General features: G+C 68.2%; 21 protein-coding genes. 11 read left to right on the top strand and 10 right to left on the bottom strand.

Features of this window, described 5'->3' with window-relative positions:
• Positions 1-14: 14 nt before the first annotated feature.
• Positions 15-137, bottom strand: coding sequence for a hypothetical protein (locus tag MLP_RS29260; RefSeq protein WP_269453361.1), 123 nt, complete (start codon positions 135-137; stop codon positions 15-17).
• A 287-nt stretch (positions 138-424) separates the two neighbouring features.
• On the opposite strand from MLP_RS29260, the gene MLP_RS15075 reads away from it, so the two are divergent.
• Positions 425-1,225, top strand: a complete 801-nt coding sequence (locus tag MLP_RS15075) for an SDR family NAD(P)-dependent oxidoreductase (protein WP_013864003.1) — start codon at positions 425-427, stop codon at positions 1,223-1,225.
• Between the two features lie 11 nt (positions 1,226-1,236).
• Here the strand turns inward: MLP_RS15075 and MLP_RS15080 are convergent, their stop codons facing one another.
• Positions 1,237-3,408 (bottom strand): molybdopterin-dependent oxidoreductase, encoded by a 2,172-nt coding sequence (locus tag MLP_RS15080; protein ID WP_013864004.1) that lies wholly within the window; start codon positions 3,406-3,408, stop codon positions 1,237-1,239.
• On the bottom strand, positions 3,350-5,200 hold the full coding sequence (lhpI, locus tag MLP_RS15085; RefSeq protein ID WP_013864005.1) for a cis-3-hydroxy-L-proline dehydratase: 1,851 nt from the start codon (positions 5,198-5,200) through the stop codon (positions 3,350-3,352). Before lhpI ends, MLP_RS15080 begins: the two co-directional genes overlap by 59 nt.
• Before the next feature lie 128 nt (positions 5,201-5,328).
• On the opposite strand from lhpI, the gene MLP_RS15090 reads away from it, so the two are divergent.
• Entirely contained in the window at positions 5,329-6,048 is a 720-nt protein-coding gene (locus tag MLP_RS15090) for a GntR family transcriptional regulator (RefSeq protein WP_013864006.1), read from the top strand.
• 62 nt (positions 6,049-6,110) lie between these two features.
• Here the strand turns inward: MLP_RS15090 and MLP_RS15095 are convergent, their stop codons facing one another.
• The 4 genes from MLP_RS15095 to MLP_RS15110 form a co-directional block, all read right to left on the bottom strand.
• Positions 6,111-7,553, bottom strand: a complete 1,443-nt coding sequence (locus MLP_RS15095; protein ID WP_013864007.1) for a hypothetical protein — start codon at positions 7,551-7,553, stop codon at positions 6,111-6,113.
• Positions 7,554-7,663: 110 nt separating this feature from the next.
• Positions 7,664-8,542 carry an NAD(P)H-dependent flavin oxidoreductase gene (locus MLP_RS15100; RefSeq protein WP_197536419.1) on the bottom strand — a complete coding sequence of 293 codons (879 nt, stop codon included), beginning with the start codon at positions 8,540-8,542 and terminating at the stop codon, positions 7,664-7,666.
• 67 nt (positions 8,543-8,609) lie between these two features.
• Positions 8,610-9,089, bottom strand: a complete 480-nt coding sequence (locus tag MLP_RS15105; RefSeq protein ID WP_013864009.1) for a CYTH domain-containing protein — start codon at positions 9,087-9,089, stop codon at positions 8,610-8,612.
• A gap of 18 nt (positions 9,090-9,107) precedes the next feature.
• On the bottom strand, positions 9,108-9,503 hold the full coding sequence (locus MLP_RS15110; RefSeq protein WP_013864010.1) for a universal stress protein: 396 nt from the start codon (positions 9,501-9,503) through the stop codon (positions 9,108-9,110).
• A 109-nt stretch (positions 9,504-9,612) separates the two neighbouring features.
• Here MLP_RS15110 and MLP_RS15115 point away from each other — a divergent pair, with 109 nt between their 5' ends.
• The 4 genes from MLP_RS15115 to MLP_RS26515 all read left to right on the top strand — a co-directional run bounded on the left by MLP_RS15115 (position 9,613) and on the right by MLP_RS26515 (position 14,526).
• Positions 9,613-10,614: a Bug family tripartite tricarboxylate transporter substrate binding protein gene (locus MLP_RS15115; protein WP_013864011.1), complete on the top strand. Its 1,002-nt coding sequence runs from the start codon at positions 9,613-9,615 to the stop codon at positions 10,612-10,614.
• Positions 10,611-11,114, top strand: coding sequence for a tripartite tricarboxylate transporter TctB family protein (locus MLP_RS15120; RefSeq protein ID WP_013864012.1), 504 nt, complete (start codon positions 10,611-10,613; stop codon positions 11,112-11,114). The genes MLP_RS15115 and MLP_RS15120 overlap by 4 nt, the downstream gene beginning before the upstream one ends.
• A gap of 12 nt (positions 11,115-11,126) precedes the next feature.
• Positions 11,127-12,638, top strand: a complete 1,512-nt coding sequence (locus MLP_RS15125; RefSeq protein ID WP_013864013.1) for a tripartite tricarboxylate transporter permease — start codon at positions 11,127-11,129, stop codon at positions 12,636-12,638.
• A 70-nt stretch (positions 12,639-12,708) separates the two neighbouring features.
• Entirely contained in the window at positions 12,709-14,526 is a 1,818-nt protein-coding gene (locus MLP_RS26515) for a S8 family serine peptidase (RefSeq protein WP_013864014.1), read from the top strand.
• Positions 14,527-14,536: 10 nt separating this feature from the next.
• Here MLP_RS26515 and MLP_RS15135 read toward each other — a convergent pair whose 3' ends face one another.
• Positions 14,537-16,276, bottom strand: coding sequence for an FAD-dependent oxidoreductase (locus MLP_RS15135; protein WP_231851322.1), 1,740 nt, complete (start codon positions 16,274-16,276; stop codon positions 14,537-14,539).
• 313 nt (positions 16,277-16,589) lie between these two features.
• Between MLP_RS15135 and MLP_RS15140 the strand changes: the two genes are divergently transcribed.
• On the top strand, positions 16,590-16,844 hold the full coding sequence (locus MLP_RS15140) for a metal-sensitive transcriptional regulator (protein WP_013864016.1): 255 nt from the start codon (positions 16,590-16,592) through the stop codon (positions 16,842-16,844).
• 97 nt (positions 16,845-16,941) lie between these two features.
• Here the strand turns inward: MLP_RS15140 and MLP_RS15145 are convergent, their stop codons facing one another.
• Complete coding sequence (locus tag MLP_RS15145; RefSeq protein ID WP_013864017.1) at positions 16,942-18,258, bottom strand: YbiU family protein; 1,317 nt, start codon at positions 18,256-18,258, stop codon at positions 16,942-16,944.
• A gap of 134 nt (positions 18,259-18,392) precedes the next feature.
• Between MLP_RS15145 and MLP_RS15150 the strand changes: the two genes are divergently transcribed.
• Positions 18,393-19,553: an ROK family transcriptional regulator gene (locus MLP_RS15150; RefSeq protein WP_013864018.1), complete on the top strand. Its 1,161-nt coding sequence runs from the start codon at positions 18,393-18,395 to the stop codon at positions 19,551-19,553.
• Positions 19,554-19,621: 68 nt separating this feature from the next.
• Positions 19,622-20,203, top strand: a complete 582-nt coding sequence (locus MLP_RS15155) for a mismatch-specific DNA-glycosylase (RefSeq protein ID WP_013864019.1) — start codon at positions 19,622-19,624, stop codon at positions 20,201-20,203.
• 37 nt (positions 20,204-20,240) lie between these two features.
• Here the strand turns inward: MLP_RS15155 and MLP_RS15160 are convergent, their stop codons facing one another.
• Positions 20,241-20,873, bottom strand: coding sequence for a GOLPH3/VPS74 family protein (locus MLP_RS15160; protein WP_083843837.1), 633 nt, complete (start codon positions 20,871-20,873; stop codon positions 20,241-20,243).
• Between the two features lie 23 nt (positions 20,874-20,896).
• Between MLP_RS15160 and MLP_RS15165 the strand changes: the two genes are divergently transcribed.
• A complete protein-coding gene (locus MLP_RS15165) occupies positions 20,897-22,189 on the top strand; it encodes a M16 family metallopeptidase (protein ID WP_013864022.1) in 1,293 nt (430 codons plus the stop codon).
• Complete coding sequence (locus MLP_RS15170; RefSeq protein ID WP_013864023.1) at positions 22,186-23,568, top strand: M16 family metallopeptidase; 1,383 nt, start codon at positions 22,186-22,188, stop codon at positions 23,566-23,568. Before MLP_RS15165 ends, MLP_RS15170 begins: the two co-directional genes overlap by 4 nt.

Here is a 23,568-nt window from a genome sequence, read left to right on the forward strand (position 1 = left end):
GTCCGGGCACGCTATCAGCCCTGCAACACCCGCTGAGGCCACGGGAGCAGGTCGAGGTCACGTGGACCCGCCTCGATCAGCTCGACGATCTCGGCTTCGCCCGCCGGCCGACCGGCCCAGGCGTCGACCCTGATCATCCGGCCGCACTGGCGCCACGTTTCGTGGACGTGTCCGAGCGTGTGCCGGCAACTGGTTTGCGAGCGAAGGAGCGACGGAAATCGTCCTCTCGGTGCCGCTGAGGCGCGCGACACGCCGAGTGTGTGCCCGTGAGAGTCAAATTCCCATCACGAACAAATGTCGACCGAGATTGAAAGGTGCGCAGATGCAGCTTCAGTTCGCTGAAGCTACATCTGCGCACCTCTCGATCGGGCCAACGCGGGCATCGGCTTGGATGACGGTAGGAAACTCACGAAAGGGTCCTCCCATGACCGAATCCCCGAATATTCCCGACTACACGAGACTGTTCCGGCTCGACGGTCGCAAGGTGGTCGTGGTGGGTGGCGGGAGTGGGCTCGGTCGGGCCGCGAGCATCGCGCTGGCTCAGTACGGGGCGAAACTGGTGGTCGCCGACGTGAACGCCCAAGGCGTCGCCGACACCGTCGCCCAGATCGAGTCAGTGGGCCTGACCGCCGAGTCCGCGGTGGTCGACGTGACCAACAGCCAGGCGGTCAACGATCTCGCCACCGCCCATCCGGACACCGAGGTGCTGGTGGCCACGCCCGGCATCAATGTCCGCAAGCAGGTGCTGAACACCACCGATGACGAGTTCGACCGGGTCATCGACGTCAGTCTCAAGGGCACCTACCGACTGGCCAAAGCCTTCGGCCCTTTGATGGCCGCGCGAGGCAAGGGCAGCATCATCAACTTCTCCAGCTTCCGGGCTGTGGTCGTCGAGCCCGGCCAGGGTCTGTACGCGGCAGCCAAGGCCGGTGTGCTGCAACTGACCAAGGTGCTGGCGGCTGAGCTCGGACCCTCCGGCGTCCGGGTGAACGCGCTCGCCCCGGGCCCGTTCGAGACGCCACTGACCGAGCAGATCAAGTCCGATCCGGCCTGGCACGGCGCCTATGCCGACAAGACAGCCCTCAAGCGCTGGGCGACCCCGGACGAGATCGTCGGCGCCATCGTGTTCCTCGCCTCCGATGCCTCCACCTTCGTCACCGGCACCCTGCAACTGGTCGAGGGCGGCTGGATCGCGGTCGACGGCCGCTTCGCGCCCAAGGTGTAGTCACTCCGAGGTCACTCGCCCACGCCCGCAGTGACACCGGCCGGCACACCATGCGGATCCACCCAAGGAACATCCGGACCGGCCTTCTCGATCCGGACCAACAGACTCTGCGCGGTGGCGCCCTGGGCAAGTCGCGAGGTGCCGACATCGCGGGCCAGCACGTTCGGGTTGCCGTGCAATTCGGGACTCCCAGGAACGCTCGGATCAGCAGGCGTATACCAAGCGCCGGTGGCCAGCAGGGCCACGCCGGGCATCACATCGGCGCTGAGCCGAGCACCGGCGTACAGCTCTCCGCGCTCGTTCCAGACCCGGATCAGGTCGCCGTCCTGGATGCCACGGATCTCCGCATCCCGAAGGTTCATGGTGCAGGGCTCTCGGCCGGCGATCTTGGAGTCGATACTGACCGCACCCATGTCGAGCTGGCTGTGCAGTCGGGTAGCCGGCTGAGGTGACAGCAGGTGCAGCAGCACGGTTGCCGGCGCGGTCGAGCCCAGCCACTCGTACGGTTCGAGCCAGCTGGGATGGCCGGGGCAGTCGTCATACCCGAAGGAAGCGATGGTCTCGGAGAAGATCTCGATTCGGCCGGACGGCGTCGACAACGGATGGCTTACAGGATCGTGCCGGAACTCCGCGAACGGCGGGATCGACTCCCCCACAGGAAACTCGAAGAACCCAGCCGCCCAGAACGTGTCGAAGTCGGGCATCGCGCAGCCATGCTCCGCCGCCGAGGATCGAGCTTTGTCATACATCCACCGCAGCGCCTCCGCATCGTCGCGCCCATCGGTGTACTCCTGCCATACCCCGAGCCGCTTGGCCAGATCGGCCAGGATCACCCGGTCGTTGCGGGCCTGTCCCTGCGGATCGATGCTGCGTTTCATCGCGACCACGAACCGCTCCTTGGAGCCGGCGGCGATGTCGTCGCGTTCGAGCGTGGTGGTCGCCGGCAGCACGATGTCGGCCATCCGCGCCGTCGGAGTCCACCACGAGTCGTGCACGACGACGGTCCCCGGCCGCTGCCAAGCCTCGGCCAACCGATTGAGATCTTGGTGATGGTGGAACGGATTGCCCCCGGCCCAGTAGATGAGATCGATCTTCGGATACGTATAGCTCGCACCGTTGAACTCATAGCCCTCGCCCGGATGTAGCAGCATGTCGGTCAGCCGAGCCGCCGGCACGTCGCTGTCGATCGGATTCGGCCGTGCCTGGAAGGCCGGGGTGCCGAAGGACCGCGCCACGCTGCCGACGCCGCCGGTGGACCCGTACCCGAAGCCGAATCCGCCGCCCGGCAGTCCGATCTGACCAAGGGCAGCGGCAAGCGCGATGATCGCCCAGTACGGCTGCTCGCCGTGATCGGCCCGCTGCAGCGCCCAGGTCCCGGTGATCAAGGTACGGCCGTGGCTGATCCGCTGGACCAGGGACTCGATGGTCTCGACGAGGCGACCGATCACGGCCAGGATGAGCGCAGTGTCGGTGTTGGGCCGGATCGGCAGCCAACTCACGGCAGAGTGCTCCGGGGCGTCGCTGCGGACCGGGTTGACGTTGATCAGCTGGGTGCCGGAGGCCAGCACGGACTCCAGCCCGAGACGGGCGCTGTGCGCGCCGACCCCACCCGATTCCAACTGGACGTTCTTGGCTGGGAAGCCGCCGAACATCAGCAGGGTGTCGGTGTGCTCGGCGAGCTCGGTCCAAGTCGAGGCATGCTTCTCCACCATCCTGGCATCCCCGAGGACGTGCGGCAGGATCCCGTCGGCCGCGCCGTAGCTGTAGTTGGAGACCTGTCCTGTGTAGCCGCCGGTGCAAGCCAGGAAGTGCTTGAGCTGGGTCTTGGCGTGATGCAGCCGTCCCGCACTCGACCAGCCGTACGAGCCGCCGAAGATGGCCGCCGGGCCGCTCTCCCGGTAGACCCGCCGCAACGTGTCCGCCACCAGATCGAGGGCTTCGTCCCAGTCGATCTCGACGAACGGATCCGCACCGCGCCGCCCCGGACGACCCTCCAGCCAGGTCTTTCGCACCGCCGGCCTGGTGACCCGATTGGTGGCATGGACCACGCCCGGGATCGAGGTCAGCAGGGGTGACGGGTCCGGGTCTGCCTCGAACGGCTCGGCACCGATCAACCGGCCCGCCTCAACCCGGGGCCGGTACGCACCCCAGTGCGCGCTGTGGATCGGCCGTCGAGGACTCATCGCTCGTGCCCTCCTCCCTCTCGGATCGTAGCCATCCCGGCAGTTCATCCGGTACGCGTCCGGTGCAGGCGGCCTCAACACAATCCCGCAGGCTGCGCAGGTGCATGCCGCGACCCAGTCCGGCAGCCCCATAGTGCGCATACTTGCCCGAGTTGGTGGCGATGGTGCGTGCGGCCGGTGGGATGAGCGGCTCCTTGATGAAGCACCAACAGGTGTCGTTGATGACCGAGCCACCGAACTGCTCGATGGCCTGTACGTGACCGGCAGCCCGAGCCTGCGCGTAGACCTCGCGTCCGCAGGTGACGATCATCGGCACCTGCGGATCCTTGCCCCGGCCGGCAACCAGCCCGGCGAGGGTGGCCAGCTCGGTCAGCGAGAAGTGCGGATTGCCGAGCGACACCAGGTCGATCTCGGGCTCGGTCGAGCTGTTGAGCTCGAGCCAGGTCTCCCGCAAGGCGGTTGCGTTCACGACGAACCGCTGCGCCGGGGGCACCCCACCGGTGGCCTGCTCCAGGGTCCTCGCCTCCGGTGTCACACCGACCAGGTGGAACATCGCCGCCGCCGAGGTCGTCGCGAAGGCCGCGCCGAAGGCCTTCAGATCATCACGGGAGACCGGATACGTCTCGAGGCCGCAGACCACCGGGATGTCGTTGGGCGCGAGCTTGCCGACGTGATAGCCCAGGGTCGGGAAGAGGGCATCGTCGATCTGCTCGAGCGGCTCGAGCTCGATGACCACGGTGGCGCGCCGTTCGGCGTCGAGATGCGCTCCGGCCAACGGAGCCCGACCGGTGATCGCGATCAGGATGTCCAGATAGTCCGGGTATTTCATGGTGCGCGCCCCGATGACCGAGTTCGCGAACTGCACCACATTCGACTCGGCGGTCGCGATCTGCTGGCCGAACTGCGCGAAGCCGGCCGACAGATAGGGCGCGCAGGTGTATGTCGGCCGCACCCCCATCTGCACGTACGCATCGGCCAGTTGCTCCGACGGATCGCCCATCGTCGCCGGCACGCCAAGGTCTCGCCAGTGGTGACGATCCACGCAGATGGCGTTCATCGTCGTCGGCACTCGCACCTGCGCGCCAAGATCGCGGAGCGCGACCGCGTACGCCAGGCTGCCCGGCCCTTGGTAGAACACCCCGTCAACGTGCGCCGACTCGACGTCGATCAGTTCGGTCGCGCCCTCCAGTTCGGCGGCCCGCAGCACGATCCGCATCGCTACCTGGGCCGCTTCGCCGAAGTCCCCGTCGAGCAACTGTTGATCCAGTTCGGAGAGTCGCACCGCTGAGTCGATCTGCTCCGCCGCGACCGTCTCGGAACCCGACTGGCCGGGGTCAACCCAGGTGTCAAGGTGGATCGCACCATCGACGACGCTCGCCGCCCCCAACGAGCGCAAGACCGAAAAGTCCACCGGGTCGAGGCGGACGACCGGGATGGTCCGATCGAACAGCTCGCTGGCGATGACCACACCGAGGGTCAGGATCGACTCCCGCTGGCTGAACACCAGAGCCGCCGGCGCGGTCCCGCCGAGCAACATCTCGAAGATCGCGCCGCTCCCGCTGCACGAGCCACGGCCGCTCGGTAGGGCCAGGATCTTCCCGCTGACGCACTGGCCGTGGAGCGGGTGATGCGTGTCGATGACGACGCCGGAGACCGGATCGACACCGCCCCAGAAGCTCAGCGGGACCTCACTGGACAAGACCTCGCCGGTGGCCGATCCCGAGACCAGACACTCGCCGAGCAGACTGCCCAACGTCCCGTCCGGATGGTGCTGGATCTCCGCTCGGGTCACGGGAGCCCAGATTACCTCCGGCCATCAGCACACCAGGCCAACGCCGACCCTCGGCTCCGGCCGAGGAGACCTAGTCGTCAGCCGACCGCGCCATCGAAAGGTGTAGACCAATCGGTAGAGTTGCGACCATGAGCAGCGCGCCGGTCAAAGTGCCTCGGTACTACACGGTGAAGACCCAGATCGCCGAGCTCATCGACGGCGCGGCGCCGGGGACCGCGCTGCCCACCGAACGCGAACTGGCGGTGCGGTTCGACACCTCCCGCACCACGGTGCGCCAGGCGCTGGCAGAGCTGGTGGTCGACGGTCGGCTGGAACGTACGCAGGGCAGCGGCACCTTCGTGGCCGAGCCGAAGATCGTGCAGGTCCGCCAACTCAACTCCTATACCGAGGATCTGCGTCAGCAGGGCCGCAACCCGTCCAGCACCGTGCTGTCGGTGACCAGGGAGCGGGCTTCGGAGACCGTCGCGGCGAATCTGGCTCTGCAGCCCGGCGACGCGGTCCACCGTATCGAGCGACTGCGCGGCGTCGGCGGCGAGCCGTTGGCCCACGAGGTGGCGTGGCTGCCCGGTTCGCTCCCCCGGCTACGGCAAGAGCTCGAGCGACGCGGCTCGCTCTACCAGACCATGCGTGAGGTGTACGGAATCGAGCTCAGCCGCGCCGAAGACACCGTCGAGACCGCATTGGCCGGGCCGCTGGAGGCGCAGCTGCTGTCGGTCGACGTCGGGCTGCCGATGCTGCTCATCCATCGCACCGCCTACGACGCAGCCGGAAGACCAATCGAGTGGACCCGATCGGTCTTCCGCGGCGACCGTTTTCGCTTCGTCGCCGTCAGCTCCTTGGACTCATGACGGCCGCCCTGCGGCCTGCGTACTCCCGGAAATCCCGGTGAAGCCGCTCTACCTTGGAATGCTCAGTTGGACACGCCGGCCGAAGAGGAACCGAACCCGTCACCGGTTTCCGGTCTGCCCGCCTGCTGCTTCCAGGTCGCCTGCCAGACCACCGGCAGCTGGTCCGGACCGGAGGACCGGTACAGATAGACCCGGCCGCCGTGCACCCCGGGCGCGCCGATGGCGAGACCGGACTGCGGCGAAGCGATGCTGGTGCCGAAGGCCGCCCCGGTCGCGGGCGTCGGTGCGGTGAGCAACTGATACTGCCCGGTGAACGAGAACGGGAAATCGTCGTCTGGTGTCGGTTCGTTCACGCCGATGGCCGTCACGCTGCCGGCCCGCCCATGACCGCCGATCGTGTCGCCCGGTGCGCCGACCAACACATCCTGAGGCACCCACGCGGTGTCGTCGACGTAGAACCCCAGTTCCGACAGCGTCGCGCCGAACTGCGCGCCGGCTCGGGGCGCGCCCGGCACTCCGTCGCGACCCGCCACGATCTCGACCGGCTGGAAGCCGGGATTGTCCGCCCAGCTGCCGTAGTAGTAGCGGACCACGGCTCCGGCGCCGGCCGCACCGTTCACCGCCTGCCCGGGCACCCCGACCCAGCGCCTGGTCAGCGCGGCACCGAAGTGGTTGCCGGCCGTCGGCTCACCGGCGATTCCCGGGCTCGCCTGGGTCAGCAGGGTGGCCTTCTGCGGCTTGCCGCCGCCGGGGAAGTAGGACTCGAGTACGGCACCGGCGCCGGCCTTCCCCGCAACCGTCCGGCCCGGCGCGCCCACGGCATAACTGCCGACGACCGACGCCCCGAGCTGATCACCGGTGCCCGGTGAGCCGGGGATGCCCTTCGTCGCCAGGGTCACCTGCCGCGGGTGGGTCAGTTTGCCGCGCACGTACGGCAGATCGACGAACGCGCCGGCGTTCTTGTGCCCGGACACCTCCTTGCCCGGCGCACCGATGCGCAGCACGTAGGCGTGGTCGCCCAGATAGCCCTCGGTTCCCAGCGCGGCCCCGAAACGAGCCCCGGTCGAGGCCGCACCCGGCACGCCCTTCGAGACTTGGGTGAGCAGCTTCCCGAACCTCAGCCCCTTCCTGGAGCCGTAGAACAGCGCCACCCCGCCGGCGTCCTTGTGACCGTTGACGTCGAGACCTGGCACACCGACGGCGACGTCCTCGTACTCGTCGGCGTTGAAATAGCCGCGGACGACGCTGGTCCCGAAGCCGTCGTGGGCGTGCGCCTTCGGCAGTTTCAACGCTTGTGGTTGGTGGGTGAGCAGACAGCTGTAGCGCACCTCGACCACCCCGGCGCCACGCTTCTTGCCGATCGCCTCGCCCGGCACCCCGATGACACCATCGAGTTGCGACGAGGCCTCACACCTCGGCTTCGCCGCGGCCGACGGCAGCAGGGCCGCTGGACCGGCCGCCGCCACGGCGAGCGGCAGACTGAGGGCCACACCCCAAGTGACCATGAACGGACTGGACGAGTTCGTGCCATGACATTTCCCCCTCGTGGCTCGGATTACCTGGACCGTAGGTCCGCATAGCCGGCCTGAGGCAGGACAAATGTCAGGGATCGGCCTCAGGGAGTCAGCATGGCCACCACGTCGGCCGCCGACAGCCCGTCCCGTAGGTGTCCGACGCCGACGCCGGCATTGACCGACTGCTCGGCGGGATCGTCACGAGTGATCGCAGCCCGCAACTCGGCTCCGGCCAGTTCTTCATCGAACGGCGGAGGCTGGTCGTGCCAGCGGGCCGTGAACCGATTGGCGAGCACTCGCTCAGGAATGTCCGGTGGCCACGAATAGCCGAGCGCACGGTCGAACACCCTGGTCAGGACCGTGTCGGATCCCGTGGCGGCCAACAACGCCTGCCGCGCACCGGGGGTGGTGAGCGCCTCGGTCGTCAGCAGGAAGGCGGTGCCGACCCAGACCGCAGCCGCACCCAAGGCCCGCACCCGACGTACGTCCTCGGCGTCCGAGATCGCGCCCGCGGCCAGCACCGGGCGATCGGTCACCGAAAGCACACTGACCAAGAGCTCATCACGCGAGGACAGTGGCCGACCATGACCGCCCCCCTCCAGCCCACGCGCCACGAGCACGTCGACGCCCGCATCGTGTGCCACGCGGGCCTCAGCCACGTCGGCGACCTGGGTGACCGTCGGAATCCCTGCCGCCCGAGCCCTGGCAACCCAGTCGAAGTCGGAGCCGAAGGACACCGACAGCAGCGCCGGCCGCGCGTCGATCGCGACGTCGAACATCTCGGGGTTGCCGCGGGCGACCCAGTCGACCATGCCGATGCCGACCCGGGCACCGGCCGGCACCAGAGCCAGTTCTCGCTGGAGTGCCTCAGCGGTTCCCGAGGATCCCATGCCGATCATCCCCAGGCCGCCGGCGGCCGAGACCGCTGCCGCGAGCCGCCCGCCGGCAGCTCCGCCCATCGGGGCGTTGACCACGGGCACGCGAAGGCCCAGCTGCGCTTTCCAGTCGTCCTGCACTCTTCGACCCCACTCGATTCAGTTCGTCGGTTCAGTCCTTCGACCAGTGCGCGTACGGATGCGTGAACAGCTCCGCATTGGTGTAGCGGTGATCTGACGTCACGTTCTCACCCGCCCAGACCGGAACCTCCCACGGCGTGTCCTCCGCGGGCACCTCGAGCTCGGCCATGACCAGCCCGGCATTGGCGCCGGCGAACTCGTCGACGATCCAACCCGACCACTCGCCACCGAGCTCGTGGCGGGTCTTGGCGATGGCGACTCCGTCCGCAGGCATCGCCAGCAGCGCCCGCGCATCATCGGCGGGGATCTCGTACTCGTACTCCGGCCGTCCGATGCCGACCTGCTTGCCCTTGATCGTCAGATAGCCGGTGGTGTCGTCCACCAGCCGCACCCGGATCGCCATGCCCGGCTTGGTGCAGAGATAGGCCTGGCTGAGTGAGCTGCTGGCCGTCACCGCAGCCCGCCATTCCTCGCTTCGGACCACCAGCTTGTGCTCGAACTCAGTGCCCATGACGCAGCAGCGTACGCGTCAGTCGCTCGCCGCCTTGACCACCAGCACCGGCATCGGCGCGTCCAACAGCACCCGCTGGACGGTCGAACCGAGCAGCAGCTTGCCGACCGCGCTCCGCCGCCTGGAGCCGATCACCAGCAGCGACGCATCGATCTCGCTGGCCAGATCCACCAGTGCCCCGGCGACGCTGTGCCCCTCGGCGGCGGTGTGCACCTCGAGCGCGAGATCCGGATGATCGGCAAGGGCCTCGCGCACCCTGGCCTCGATCCCCGGTATCTCTGTGGACCGGTCCTCCAGACCCGGGACGATGTGCAGCACGGCCAGCGGCTCACCGTGCAACGCCGCCTCGGCCGCAGCCCTGCGCAGCGCCTCCTTGCCCTGGTCGGTGTCGCTGTGTGCGACGGCAACGGTCATCTCGTCCTCCTGGTCACCGGCGTGGCCCGACGCTAGCACGGGGACCCAGGTGTATCGATCCAGACAGGCTCGGTATTGTGCTGATGCCGAAGCAAAGGAGCTTTTTCACATGGCGGTCCCCAGAGTCATCCGTACAGTCGTCGGCGTCACGATCGTCGTGGGCTTGGTCATCGCCGCTGGGATCAACGCCAACCGCTCGGGTTCCGGCACCGACGTACGGACGAAGCTGACCGTGATCGCGCCCGCCGCACCTGGCGGTGGCTGGGACCTGGTGGCACGCGAAGCGCAGCAGGCCCTGCGCGCGGACGGCATCGTCAACAGCGTCACGGTGAACAACATCCCGGGTGCCGGCGGCACGATCGGCTTGACCACCGTCGCGCAGATGGAGGGCGAGGCCTCCATCATGATGGTCACCGGCACGGTGATGATGGGTGGCATCACCCGCAACGACTCCCCGACCAAGCTCGACGAGCTCACCCCGATCGCCAGACTGGCGCAGGACTTCGAAGTCATCGCCGTCCCGAAGAACTCCCCCTTCCAGACACTGGACGACTTCTTCGCGGCCTGGCGTGAGAATCCCCGTGGCCTCTCGATCGGCGGCGGATCCGCAGGCGGCATCGACCACATGGTCGCTGCGCAGCTCGCCAGGGCGGCGAAGGTCGACCCGGCAGATCTGAAGTACGCCGCCTACGCCGGCGGCGGCGAGCTGACCATCAACCTGCTCTCCACCGCGCCCGGCACGGTCGAGGTCGGCATCAGCGGCTACAACGATTTCCGGGACCTGCTGATCAACGGCAGCCTGCGGGCGCTGGCCGTGGTCGCGCCCGAGCGGATCGAAGGACTCGATGCGCCCACCATGATCGAACTCGGCCACGACGGTGTCGACGTCGTCAACTGGCGTGGGCTGGTGGCACCCGGTGGACTCACCAAGGAGCAGCAGGCTGAGTTGATCGCCATCGTCGAGGAGATGGTCAAGACCGAGAGCTGGCAGGCCGCGGTCGAACGCAACCGCTGGCAGGAATGGCTGCTGACCGGAGACGAGTTCGGCGAATTCCTCACCACCGAACAGAAACGAATAGACAAGATCCTGACAGATCTGGGGCTGGCATGAGCGACACCACCGAGACCACTGCTCACCGCGGCTTCTGGGCCGGTCGCGCAGCACTGCTGATGCCGGCGGTCCTGGTCGGCATCGCCGTCTTCCTCGGCATCGGCGTCGCCCAGATGGAAGTCGCCGGCAGTGAGGAGCTGTTCGGCCCCAAGGCGTTCCCCCTGATCACCATCGCACTGCTGCTGGTGGTCGCCGTGCTGCTGACGATCAGCATCATCCGCAACCCCGAGGAGCCGAGGCCCGACGGCGAGAACCCCTCCAGCAACTGGCGCTCCGTGGGCATCGTCGTCGGCACCTTGGTGCTCTTCATCGCCCTGCTGGAGACCGCCGGGTGGATCATCGCCGCCGCGCTGTTGTTCGCGGGCGTGGCCGTGGGCCTGGGCAGCCGTCGGTACGGGCTGTTGATCTGCGTCGGCTTCATCATCTCCTCACTCGTCCAACTGGTCTTCGTCGGACTGCTTGGGCTGTCACTTCCACCCGGCGTCTTCGGGCTGTTCTGAGAGGACCGGAACATGGATCAGTTGATGAACCTGCTCGGCGGCTTCGGCGATGTGCTGACCCCGATCAACCTGCTCTATGTGGTGCTCGGTGCCGTGATGGGCACCGCGGTCGGCGTGCTGCCGGGCCTCGGCTCCGCGATGGCGGTCGCCCTGCTGCTGCCGCTGACGTTCACGCTGGATCCGCTGGCGGCACTGATCATGTTCGCCGGTGTGTACTTCGGCGGCCTGTTCGGAGACTCGATCGCCGGCATCTTGATGAACACCCCGGGCAACTCGACAGCGATCGCCGGAGCCTTCGAGGGGCATCGGATGGCCAAGGCGGGCCGCGCCCCGCAGGCTCTGGCGACGTCGGCGATCGGCGCCTTCACCGGCGGCATCCTGGCCACGATCCTGGTCGTGTTCTTCGCCCCCACCCTGGCCGAGATGGCCACCAAGTTCGGACCCGGCGAGTACTTCGCGCTGGCCGTCTTCGCCTTCGTCGCCACCTCGGCCGTGGTCTCGGACTCCGCCATCAAAGGCCTGGCCACGCTGGCCATCGGTCTCGCCGTGGCCACCATCGGCATCGATCAGGTCAGCGGAGCCCAGCGGTTCACCTTCGGGGTGATGGAGCTCTTCGACGGCGTCAGCATCGTGGTGCTGACCGTCGCGCTGCTCGCCCTCGGCGAGGTGATCTACGTCGCCTCTCGCGTCGGACGACCGGAGGACCGCAGCCTGATCGCCTCCAAGGGCAGGCCATTCCTGAGCCGCGCCGAGTTCAAAGAGGCGCTTCCGGCCTGGCTGCGCGGCACCGCATTCGGCGTACCGTTCGGCGTGATCCCCGCCGGTGGCGCAGAGGTCCCCACCTTCCTGGCGTACGGCACCGAGCGCAAGCTGGACCGCCGCCGACCCAATCCGATGTTCGGCAAGGGCGCGATCCGCGGGGTCGCCGGACCGGAGGCTGCGGGGAACGCCACCGCCGGGACCGCGATGGGCGCGCTGCTCGCACTCGGTCTGCCGACCTCGGCCACCGCAGCCGTGCTGCTGGCCGCGTTCCAGCAGTACGGCATGCAGCCCGGACCGCTGTTGTTCGAGCGCAGCGGCCCGCTCGTCTGGGCGCTGTTGGCGAGCCTGTTCATCGGCATGATCGTGCTGTTGATCTTGAACCTGCCGTTCGCCCCGCTCTGGGCGCGGCTGCTGAACATCCCGAAGCCCTACCTCTATGCAGGCATCTCGGTGCTGGCCTGCTTCGGTGTGTACGCCTCCACCGGATCGCTGGTCGACCAGATGCTGCTGCTGGGTCTGGGTCTGTTGGCCTTCGCGATGCGGCGGTTCGACTTCCCGCTCGCGCCCGTGCTGATCGCGGTCATCCTCGGACCGTTGGCCGAGAGCTCGCTGCGGGAGGCGATGAACAACTCTGAGAACAATCCGCTCACGCTGATCAGCACCCCGATCACGATTACTCTGTACATCCTGTTGGTCTTCGCCATCGTCTGGAGTGCGGTCACCAAACTCCGGGCTCGCAGCGGCGAGGACTTGGTCAAGTAGCCCAGCCGGATGTCAGTCCCTCCGGCTGGAAGATCGCTATCCGGGATGGACTGGACGGGGGCCGCGGCCCGTGATCACTTCCCTGCCCGCCTGGGCACGCCGACTGCTTGCGGCCTTGCTCGGTCTGGCGATGATCGTCGGCGCGTTGGCTGCCACGGCTGATCCGGCTGCGGCTCAGCCCAGTTCCCCAGGTCGCTATCTGGTCCTCAGCTCGTCGGACTCGGTGGAACAGCCGGTGGCCAAGGCCGAGCAACTCGGCGGAGACGTGCTGCACACCTTCGAGCATGTCACCGACGGGTTCAGCGCTGAACTGACGCCATCCCAGGCGACGAAGTTGGAAGCCGATCCCTCGGTGGACGAGGTGATCCCGGTGAAGCGGTATCAGATGGCTGCGCAGGGCAACGCGGCAGCGACGCAGTCGGCCGCGCCGTGGGGGCTGGACCGGATCGATCAGCGCAAGCTTCCGTTGAACACCGAGTACTCCTACACCAGCACCGGGTCCGGGAGCACCGTGTTCGTGCTCGACTCGGGCGTCCGGCTGACTCATACCCAGTTCCAGGGCCGCGCGGTGAGCGGCTGGGACTTCGTCGACAACGACGCCAACGCCAGCGACTGCTTCGGCCACGGCACTCACGTGGCCGGCACTCTCGCCGGGAGTACGTACGGGGTCGCCAAGGGCGCTCGGCTGGTATCGGTCCGGGTCCTCGACTGCGGCGGTGGCGGCTGGCCCGACGACCTGATCGCCGGCCTCGACTGGGCGGTGGCGCACAAGCCCAGCACCGGACCGGCACTGGTCAACATGAGCCTCGGTTTCAAGATCGCGGACACTCAGGACCAGGACGCAGCCGACCTGGTCGACGCGGCGGTGAACAGGGCGGTCGACAAAGGACTCTCCGTCGTGGTCGCCGCCGGCAACTACGGCGAGGAGGGGCTGTCCTCGTGCGACTTCAGCCCGGCGCGGGCGGAGCGGGCCATCACCGTCGCGGCCAGCAAGAGCTCCGATGTCCGGGCGGAGTTCAGCAACCTGGGCAGTTGCGTCGACCTGTATGCCCCCGGTGCGAGCATCCGATCCGCGTCGAACGACTCGAACACGGCGACCGAGACTCTCAGCGGGACCTCGATGGCCGCGCCGCACGTGAGTGGAGCGATCGCCCGGATGCTGCAGGACAACCCGCTCGCTGCCCCTGACTGGCTCACCGACGAGATCATCGGTCGCTCGACCCCTGACGTCATCGGCGGTGCCGAGGCCGCCGGCACGCCGAACAGGCTGCTGTACCTGACACCGCCCTCACTGCTGGCCAGCGCGCCGACCAAGCTGACTGTGAGCAAGAGCCTGGCCGTCAAATCCATCACGACCCGTTGGGCACCGCCCAGCAGCAACGGCGGATCGGCGATCACCGGCTATCGGGTGATCCGCACCGGCAGCGCCGACCGCCTCGGCAGGCGGGTCGCCGTCACCGAGTTGCCCGCCACCGCCCGCAGCCACACCATCACCAGCATGAGTGCAGGTGGATCGTACGTGGTACGGGTGCTGGCCCTCACCGAAGACGGTCCTGGGGCAGGCGCGGCGGCCACCGTCAGGATGTACGCCAAGCCCGGCAAGCCAGGCATCAAGAAGGCATCCTCCGGGACCAAGAAGAGCAAGGGCATCTCGGTGACCGCGCGCTGGAAGAGGCCGACCAGCGGCGGCCCCGTGGCCAGCTATCAGGTCAAGGCGGACCGGGTCGGCAGCAGCAAGGACAAGACCGTGCAGGTCAAGACCGGTGTCTACCAGGTCAAGATCACCGGACTGGCCAAGAACAAGAAATACCAGATCACCGTGCGGGCGGTGAACGCCGAGGGCACCGGCGCTTGGTCGAAGAAGTCGAACACCGTCAAGGCGAAGTGATCCGCTCCGGTCAGCGGACAGCGACGAGTTCGCGCTCCCGGACACAACGACCGGTTCCGGCACACCAGGTGCTGTAGCCGCCGTCGAGGTTGACCGCCTCGAACCCGAGCTGGGTGAGCATCCGGACGGCGACATTCCCTCGCTGACCGACGCCACAGTAGACCAGCAGCGCCCGGTCAGGAAGCTCCGCGAGTCGGGACCGTAGGTCGTCGACCGGCACATGGAGGGCGCCGGGCAGATGACCGGCGGCATACTCAGCGGCGGAGCGGACGTCGATCAGCGCCGCCCCGGCGGCCACCTCGGCCTCGACCTCATGCCACTGCCGGGTCTTGATCACGCCGCTGCGCAGGTTGTCGGCGATGAAGCCGAGCATGGTGACCGGATCCTTCGCCGATCCGTACTGTGGTGCGTAGGCCAGATCGAGGTCGGCCAGTTCGCTGGCCCGCAGCTGGCCGCGGGCGGCAGTGGCGATGACGTCGATGCGCCGTGCAACTTCTTCACCGCCGACTCCCTGGGCACCCAGAATCGCGTCGCTCTCCGGATCGACCAGCAGCTTCAGGCTGAGCTGGTCGGCCCCTGGGTAGTAGCCGGCGTGCGACATCGGATGGGTGTGGATGATCCGAACGTCCCGGCCGCTGGCCCGCAGGCGCTTCTCGCTCCAGCCCGTGACCGCCGCGGTCAGACCGAACACACCCACCACCGCGGTGCCCCAGACCGGAGCAGCGGAGACCGCGCGACCGGTGATGACGTCGGCGACCAGCCGGCCCTCCCGGTTGGCCGGTCCCGCGAGGGGCACCAGGGTGGTCTCACCACTGACCGCGCAGACCTTCTCCGCCACGTCGCCGACGGCGAAGATCACCGGGTCACTGGTGCGCTGCTGCGCGTCGACCACGATGCCGCCGCGCTCGCCGACCCGCAGACCCGCTGCTCGCGCGAGAGCGGACTCCGGTCGTACGCCCAACGCGGCCACCACCAAGTCGCCCGGCACCCTGGTGCCGTCCGACAGCAGCACGTCGTTGCCGCCGATCTCGGTCACGCAGACGCCGGTGCGTGCCGTAACGCCGTGCCGCTCCAGCTGGGTCTGGACGAGCGCAGCCAATTCGGGATCGAGCGGGGTCAGCACCTGCTCGGCCAGTTCGACGACGGTGACCGACAGTCCTCGCCGGGCCAGGTTCTCGGCGACCTCGAGGCCGACGAACCCGGCCCCGATCACCACAGCCGATGTCGGCTCACTCTGCAGGTCGGCCATCAGCTGGTCGAGATCGTCGAGATCGCGCAGCGACCGGGCCCGCTCGCTACCGGGCGCCTGCAGCCGGATCGGGGCGGCACCGGTGGCCAGCACTGCGGCGTCGTACGCGATCGTGGTCGTGCTCCCGGTGATCAGGTCATGGACCGTCGCGATGCGCGCCGACCGATCGATCGCGGTCACCTCGTGCCGGACCAGCACCTCGATCCCGAACCGGTGACCGAGCGACTCGGGGGTCTGCAGCACGAGCTGCTCCCGGTCGGCGATCACGCCACTCAGGTGGTAGGGCAGACCGCAGTTGGCGAAGGACACATAACCGCCGCGCTCGACCACCACGATCCGAGCAGACTCGTCGTTGCGACGCAGCCGGGTGGCGGCCGACATGCCGGCCGCCACTCCCCCGACGATCAGATAGGTCGGAGTCATCGTCACCGACCCCGGCCCAACAGCGACGACAGCCAACTGCCACCGGAAGCCGCGGCCGTCCGGTCGCACGTGCACCACTGCCCGGACGGCACCTGCCGCTTCACCTGGTCAACGTGCTGACCGCACCCTGCCCAGGTCGTCTTGCCGCAGCTCCTGCACCGCACCGCTCGACACATCTGTCGCCCACTCCTCCGACTCGCCTCATGGTCATATACCCCCCGGGGTATCTTGCCTCGGGACTATACCCCCTGGGGTATCCTGTCGCAAAAGCGAGAGCGCGCCAGTGAGGTTGCGGCAGATCGAAAGGTGCGTGGATGCTCTTTCAGCTCGCCGAAGCTACATCTGCGCACCTCTCGATCTCCGAACCCGGCGCACATCAGGAGGACAGGCGATGAAACTGCCAGCGGAATCGGTGCAGCCGACCGTCAACCGGCTACGCCGCGCCCAAGGCCAGCTGGCCGCGGTGATCCGGATGCTCGAGGAGGGTCAGGAGTGCGAGAACGTGGTGACCCAGCTCGCGGCCGTGAGCAAGGCGCTCGACCGGGCCGGGTTCACCCTCGTCGCCACCGGCTTGAAGCAGTGCGTGGCCGCCGGCGACGAGGTGGACAGCGCCAAGCTGGAGAAGGTCTTCCTTTCCCTGGCCTAGCGTCCCTGACCTGGCGCCGCACTGGCCATCCGGGAGTCGGATCCCGAAACGACAACGTCCCGGGCGCTCAACTGAGCACCCGGGACGAGGAAGCGGTTCAGGCGTCGAGGCCCAAGCCCCGGCGTCCGATCTCGTTCAACTGGTCCACCGAGTAGCGGTTCGACCAGGAGGCCTCGTAGTTCTCCTCCGGGAAGTCGTACGGGCTGTTGCCGGCCAGGAACGCCTCGCGCACCTTGGTCTGGTAGTTGACGTTCTTGGTGCACAGCGGCGCAGCCGGGATGTACATGACATTGCCCCAGCCCTGCTGGTCGGTCACCGGCGCCACCGAGTGGATCATGTCGCAGTGCCACCACACCGAGTCGCCGGGCACCACGTCAGGGATCGAGGACACGGCCTCGAGCAACACCTCGTGATAGCGCTGGTTGACCGGGAAGGTCCGGTTGATCGCCACCCCGCACATCTCGTCATCCGCCACATCGTCCAACAGCGGCCGCAGCATCAGGTACGCCATTGCCTTCGGGATCGGCACGGTGTGCAGCACGCCCTGGTCGTTGTCCATCTCCGACAGCGCGGTCCAGCCCTGGAAGGTGCGGAACGCCGAGCACATGGTCGAGCCCGGGTACTGGTGGGCATCGGTACGGTAAGCGGCATTCCATGGGTCGTACGCAGCGACGTCACCGCTGAACAGGTGCCGGAAGTGCTGCTGATAGCCCTCGGTCATCCACAGATCCAAGGTGCCGGGATCCAGGTGGGTGCCCAGGCCGCCGGAGTTGGCGCCCGGCGGGCGGCGACGGATCCGGTCCGGGTAGAGCGTGTCCACCTCGGGCTCGAACCACTGACGCCCTTCGCTCTCGGCAATCCACTGGGAGTTGAGGAACAGTTGCACGGTAGCCATCCGGGGATGGGTCCGAGCTTCCATCTGAGCGCTCGACCAGTAGATGGGATAGATCTCCGGCTTGCTCATCTCGGCACCGAGGCTGCCGAAGAAGTCGTCCGCAGGCCCGGAGTAGTTCTCGAAGAACTTGTTGGAGTCGACGTACTCGACGATGTCGCCGTCCCAACGCTCGGCCTCGGCCCGCTCGAAGTGGCCCCGGATCACCGCGCAGCCGCGGCGCTTCAGCAGCGCCAGCTGTGCCTCCGACACGGTGCCGGCAGCGATATCGGCGTAGTCGATGACCGGCCAGACCTCCTCGCCACGCTCCCGAGCGGCCTTGATATCGGCGACCTCGGCGGCCAGGAAAGTCTCGATCTCGGCGATGACCTCGGCCACCGTACGGCCGGACTCCTCGATCCGTGCGCGAATGGCGGACTTGATCTCGGCGATCGCGGCCGGGATGTCATCGGGAATCGTCTCCCAGTGCGGCAGTCCGGTGATCGGTGAGATCGCGCCCGAGGCAATGGCGGTGGGGGTCATCTTCGTCCTCCTGAAGATTTGGTCATGTAGCTTTTGTAAGTGTCCCTAACTACTGGATGGGTCAACTGTACGGACTAGGGACGCTAAAGTGCAAGGGCTCCTAACAACTTTCTTGACGATGATCGGAGACGCACGTGGTGCAGTCCGAGAGCGGCCCGCGACGGCCCTCGCTGAGCGTGGTCCGGGAGCTCACCGACCGGCACGTCGTCGATCAGCTGCTGACCACGCCCGAGCTCACCCGAGCCGAGCTGGCAGCCCGGACCGCGATCTCCAAGCCGACGATCTCGGAGTCCGTTCGCCGGCTCACCGAGGCCGGAGTGCTCGCCGAGGCCGGCCAACAGCTCGGCCGCCGCGGGCCGGCCGGCACCTTCTATCGGCTGCGGTCCGACGTGGGCGTGGCCGTGGTCGGCTCGGCCGGGCCCGACGGGGTGCTGATCGAACTGCTGGACCTGCACGGCGATCACCTGGGTCGGTCCCACCACTCCGTGGTGGTCCCGGCGACCCGGTCCACGCTGGAGCCCTTGCTGGCCGAGGCGACCGCCGAGGCCCTGGTGGGTGCGCCCGGGCCGGTGCTTGCCGCAACCCTCAGCGTGGCCGGGCCGGTGGATCGCGCCACCGGCCGGCTGGTCCGGCTGCCCGATTCACCGTTCCTGGTCGATGCCCTGGATCCGGTGCCACTGCTCACTCCCCTGCTCGGGCTCTCCCCCGTGGTGAACAACGACGTCGATTGGGCAGCCCTGGCCGAACGGTCCGTGGGCAGCATGCAGGGACTGGACGACTTCGCGTACGTGTTCCTCGGGCCCGGCCTCGGCGGCGCGGTGGTCAGCGGCGGCGCGGTGCTGCTCGGTGGCCGCGGTCTGGCCGGCGAGATCGCCCACGTACGCACGATTGGCGCGGGCGGACAGGCTCGGCGGCTGGTCGAAGTGTTCGCCGATCTCGGATTGCGGCGGCCGGGCAGCGCCGCGCTCGACGTCGAGCGACTCCAGCTGGTGCTGGACGGGACGACTGGGGAGGATCGAGCCAGCCGTCAGGTGATCATCACGGCACTGGCCGGGGTGATCGCCTCGATCGGCGCGGTCCTCAATCCGCAGGCGGTGGTGGTCGGCGGCCCCTGGGCGGACCACCCGGCTCTGGCCGAGCGGCTGCCTGATGCTGTCGATGAGTTGGCGGCCGTGTCCACCGAGGTCCGGTTCGCCGATCTGGGTGCCGACGCCCCGCATCTCGGCGCCCGACAGGCGGCAGTGGCGGCAGCTCAGGAAGCGCTCACCAGCCGGCTGATCTCCACCGGCGCCTGATCCCGGCCGGCAGCCGATCGCGAGATCGCACGTGGTTCCGGGGCTGATCTTTGGTTGAGTAGCTTCTCGTGGGATTCACCAAGGCCGAGTTGAAGTCGTACGAAGGTGCCAGCGTGCCCGACCTCGTGGGTCCGGGCCTGAAGCTGTTGTTCGTCGGGATCAACCCAGGGCTGTGGACCGCGGCGACCCAGACCCACTTCGCGCACCCCGGGAATCGGTTCTATCCGGCGCTGCGACTGGCCGGGATCGTGGACCGAGAGATCAGTCGAGCCGACGGGATGACCGATGACGATCGTGCCTATCTGATCTCCCGCGGCATCGGCAACACCAACCTGGTGACCCGGGCCACGGTTCGCGCCGACGAGCTGAGCGCCGCGGAGCTCCGGGCAGGACGGCTCCGGCTCGAGGCCTTCGTCGCCAAGCACCGGCCGGCCGTGGTCGCCATCGCCGGCATCACCGCGTACCGGACCGCGTTCGGCCGGCCGAAGGCGAAGCTCGGCGAACAGCCGGAGGCCATCGGGGATGCCCGACTGTGGGTGGTGCCCAACCCGAGCGGTCTGAACGCGCATGCGACGATCGCCAGCCTGGCCAGCGCGTACGCCGAACCGGCCCGCGTGGCCGGACTGGACCTGACCCCGTCCGTCGGCTGATCCCTGCCGGCAGTCTGGTTCGATCAGCCCGCGACCCTCACCCCGACGCCTCGGCGATGGCGTCCTTGACCGCCTTGGCGGCCCAATCGCCTTCGCTGAGCTGCCTGGCGCGTGTCTTGACGAGCTTCCTTTGCTCGGCCGGAAACAACTTGTGCAAGATCCCGCTGGCCTCCAGCAGCGCGATCAGCGCGACCGTGCGCTCGGTCGGGGTCAATCCGTCGATGAGCGCCGACTTCAGCCGGGCACGGACCTCCTGCTGGGGACCTGAGTCCCGGGTCAGATATCGCCGGAGCCCCAGCACCTCCGTACGGTTCTCGACCAGGACACCTTGCTGGACCAGCCTGGCCAACCGCCGATCTCGCAATCCCCTCGAGATCGGCCGCCAGGACACGGTGCTGACCAGGTTCTTCACCTTCTGGCCCTCCTTCGCCAGCAGCTTCGCCAGCACGGCGTCCAGATCCGGATCGTCGGTAGGACGGCCGTTGATGACGGTGACCTTGCCCCGCTCCAGCCAACCCGCCTCGGCCGGCGCGACCGAGATGCGCTCCGCCAGCGCGAGCTCGACCAGCAAGGCAGCAGCGAGCGCCGTATCGAGGTTCATCTTGGCGCCAACGGTCCTGCCCGAGGTGTCGTCGAGGGCCACGAGTAGGAGTTCGTCCGCAAGAGCCACGGCTTCGACGCTACCGTGGCGCCATGCCCGACTCTGCCGAGCCGCTCAGCCGGCCCTATCCGATCCACCAGCACCGCCTGGACAATGGATTGCGAGTGATCTCCAGCCCAGACCAGGTGGCGCCGTCTGTCGCGGTCAACCTCTGGTACGACGTGGGGTCCAGGCACGAGCTCCCGGGCCGGACTGGCTTCGCTCATCTCTTCGAACACGTGATGTTCCAAGGATCGCGGCACGTGCCTTCCGGTCAGCACATCGGGCTGCTGCAGGCTGCGGGTGCCTCCGTCAACGCCACCACCTGGTTCGATCGCACCAACTACTTCGAGACCCTGCCGACCGGTGGTCTCGATCTTGCACTGTGGCTGGAGGCCGACCGGCTCGGCACACTGCTCGACGCTCTCACCCAAGAGAACCTGGACAATCAGCGCGAGGTGGTGAAGGAGGAGAAGCGGCAGCGCTACGACAACGTGCCGTACGGCGATGCCATGCAGCATCTGATCGAGCTGACCTTCCCGGCCGATCATCCGTACGGGCACACCGTGATCGGCTCGATGGATGACCTCAACGCGGCGACCGTGGAGGATGTCCGAGCGTTCTTCGCGACGCATTACCTGCCCAACAACGCGGTGCTGTCGATCGTCGGCGATTGCGAGGTGGAGACTGCCTTCGCCAAAGCAGAAACCTACTTCGGGGGGATCCCGGCGGGTCCGAAGCCGCCGACGCCCAACGAGGATCCGCTGCCGGCCTTGACCGGACTGCCTCGAACGGAGCTGTCCGCCGACGTACCGGCCGACGCGGTCTATCTCACTTGGCGACTGCCCGCTGCCGGAACGCCGGTCTTCGACGCGATCGACCTCGGGATGACCGTGCTCGGGCTCGGTCAGACCTCGCGTCTGCATCGTCGGCTGGTACGCCGGGACGAGCTGGCCGAATCCGCCTCGGCCAGCGGCATGGGGCTGATCGGCGGCACCTCGTTGGGTTATGCGTACGCCCGGGCCCGGGAGGGAGTCGAGATCGAGAAGGTCCGCGACGTGCTGTTGGAGGAGATCCAGCGGGTGCTGGCCGACGGGATCACTGCCACCGAGTTGCGCCGGGCCAAGGCACAGTTCGAACGGCACTGGCTGCACGAACTGGCCAGGATCGACTCGCGTGCCGACGCCTTCGGTGAGTTCGCCACGCTGCACGGGGATCCGCATCTGGTCAACCAGCGTCTGAACCAGGTCGATGCGATCACCACCGAGGATGTCCGCACCGCGCTGCGCTCTGCCCTCGACCCCGAGCACCGCTCGATCCTGATCTACCGCAAGGAGCAAGCATGACTGTGTTGGACGATCACACTCCGTCGAATGGTCACAGTGGGCGCTCGACCCCACCAGCGGTCACGCCGCCGGGACCGTGGAGCTTCCCGCAGGTTGCGCGGCACACGCTCGGCAACGGGATCGAGGTGCACGCCTATCACCTGCCGGGGCAGCAGATCGTGGCCGCGCATCTGGTGCTGCCCACTCCGCTCAGTGCCGAGCCGGCCGACCGCGAGGGCGTGGCCACCATCACCACCCGATGCCTCGATGAGGGCACGCGGCGCCACGCCGGTGAGGAGTTCGCCGAACTGCTGGAGACCGAGGGGGCTGGCTTCGGCATCGAGGTCGGCTTGTCCGGGCTGCAGGCCGTCCTCGATGTGCCGGTCCGGCGGCTGGAGCGTGCCTTCTCGTTGTTCGCCGAGGCCGTCACCGAGCCGGCATTGGCTGCCGAGGACGTCACCCGGCATGTCCAGTTGCGGCTGGCCGAGATCGAGCAGGCCAGGGTGAACTCCGCTGCCCGGGCCACACACGAGTTCCGGCGCGCGGTGTTCGCTGCCGACTCCCGAGCTGCCCGGATGACCGGCGGCGAACCGGACACCGTGGCGCGGGTGATGGCTGAGGATGCGGCCGGCTTCCACGCCTCCTGGTTCGGCCCCGTCGGCACGTCGCTGATCATCGCCGCCGATCTGACCGGCATCGACATCGCCGACGTCGCCGAACGCGCCTTCGGCAACTGGCGCAACGACGACCAGCGGGTCGCCACCCATGAGCCGGTGGGTCCGGCGCCGCGGACTGCTGTGCTGATCGATCGGCCGGGCGCCGTGCAGGCCGATCTGCGGCTCGGCTCCTATGCGACCGACCGCGCCGATCCTCGCTGGGCCGACCTGACCGTCGCGGGCTATGCGATGGGCGGCGCCTTCCTCTCCCGGCTCAACAAGGTGCTGCGGGAGGAGCGCGGCTACACCTACGGGGTGCGGCTGGGCTTCAACCCGCTACGCGCCGGCGGCTCGTACGCGGTGCAGGGCTCGTTCCGCACGGAGGTGCTGGTCGACGCGGTCCGCGAGGCCCGCGAACTGCTGGACGTCAGCAGCCGGCCCTTCGACGCGACCGAGGTGGCCGAGGCCGTCGCCTACTACGCCGGCGTCTCACCGCTGCGGTTCGCCACCGCCGACGGAGTGGCCGCGCAGGCCGCCACGCAAGTGCTGGCCGGGCTCGGACCCGACTACCTCGACCAGAGTCTGGCGGCGCTGCGCGCCGTCACACCCGACTCGGCCACCAGCGCGTACGCCGACGTGGTGGACCCAGCGACGGCCAGTCTGGTCGTGGTCGGCGCCGCCGACCAGCTGGCCGAGCCACTGCGGGCCCTCGGCTACGACGACCTGGTGGTCATCGAGAGCTGA

The sequence above is a fragment of the Microlunatus phosphovorus NM-1 genome (assembly GCF_000270245.1).
GTDB lineage: Bacteria > Actinomycetota > Actinomycetes > Propionibacteriales > Propionibacteriaceae > Microlunatus > Microlunatus phosphovorus.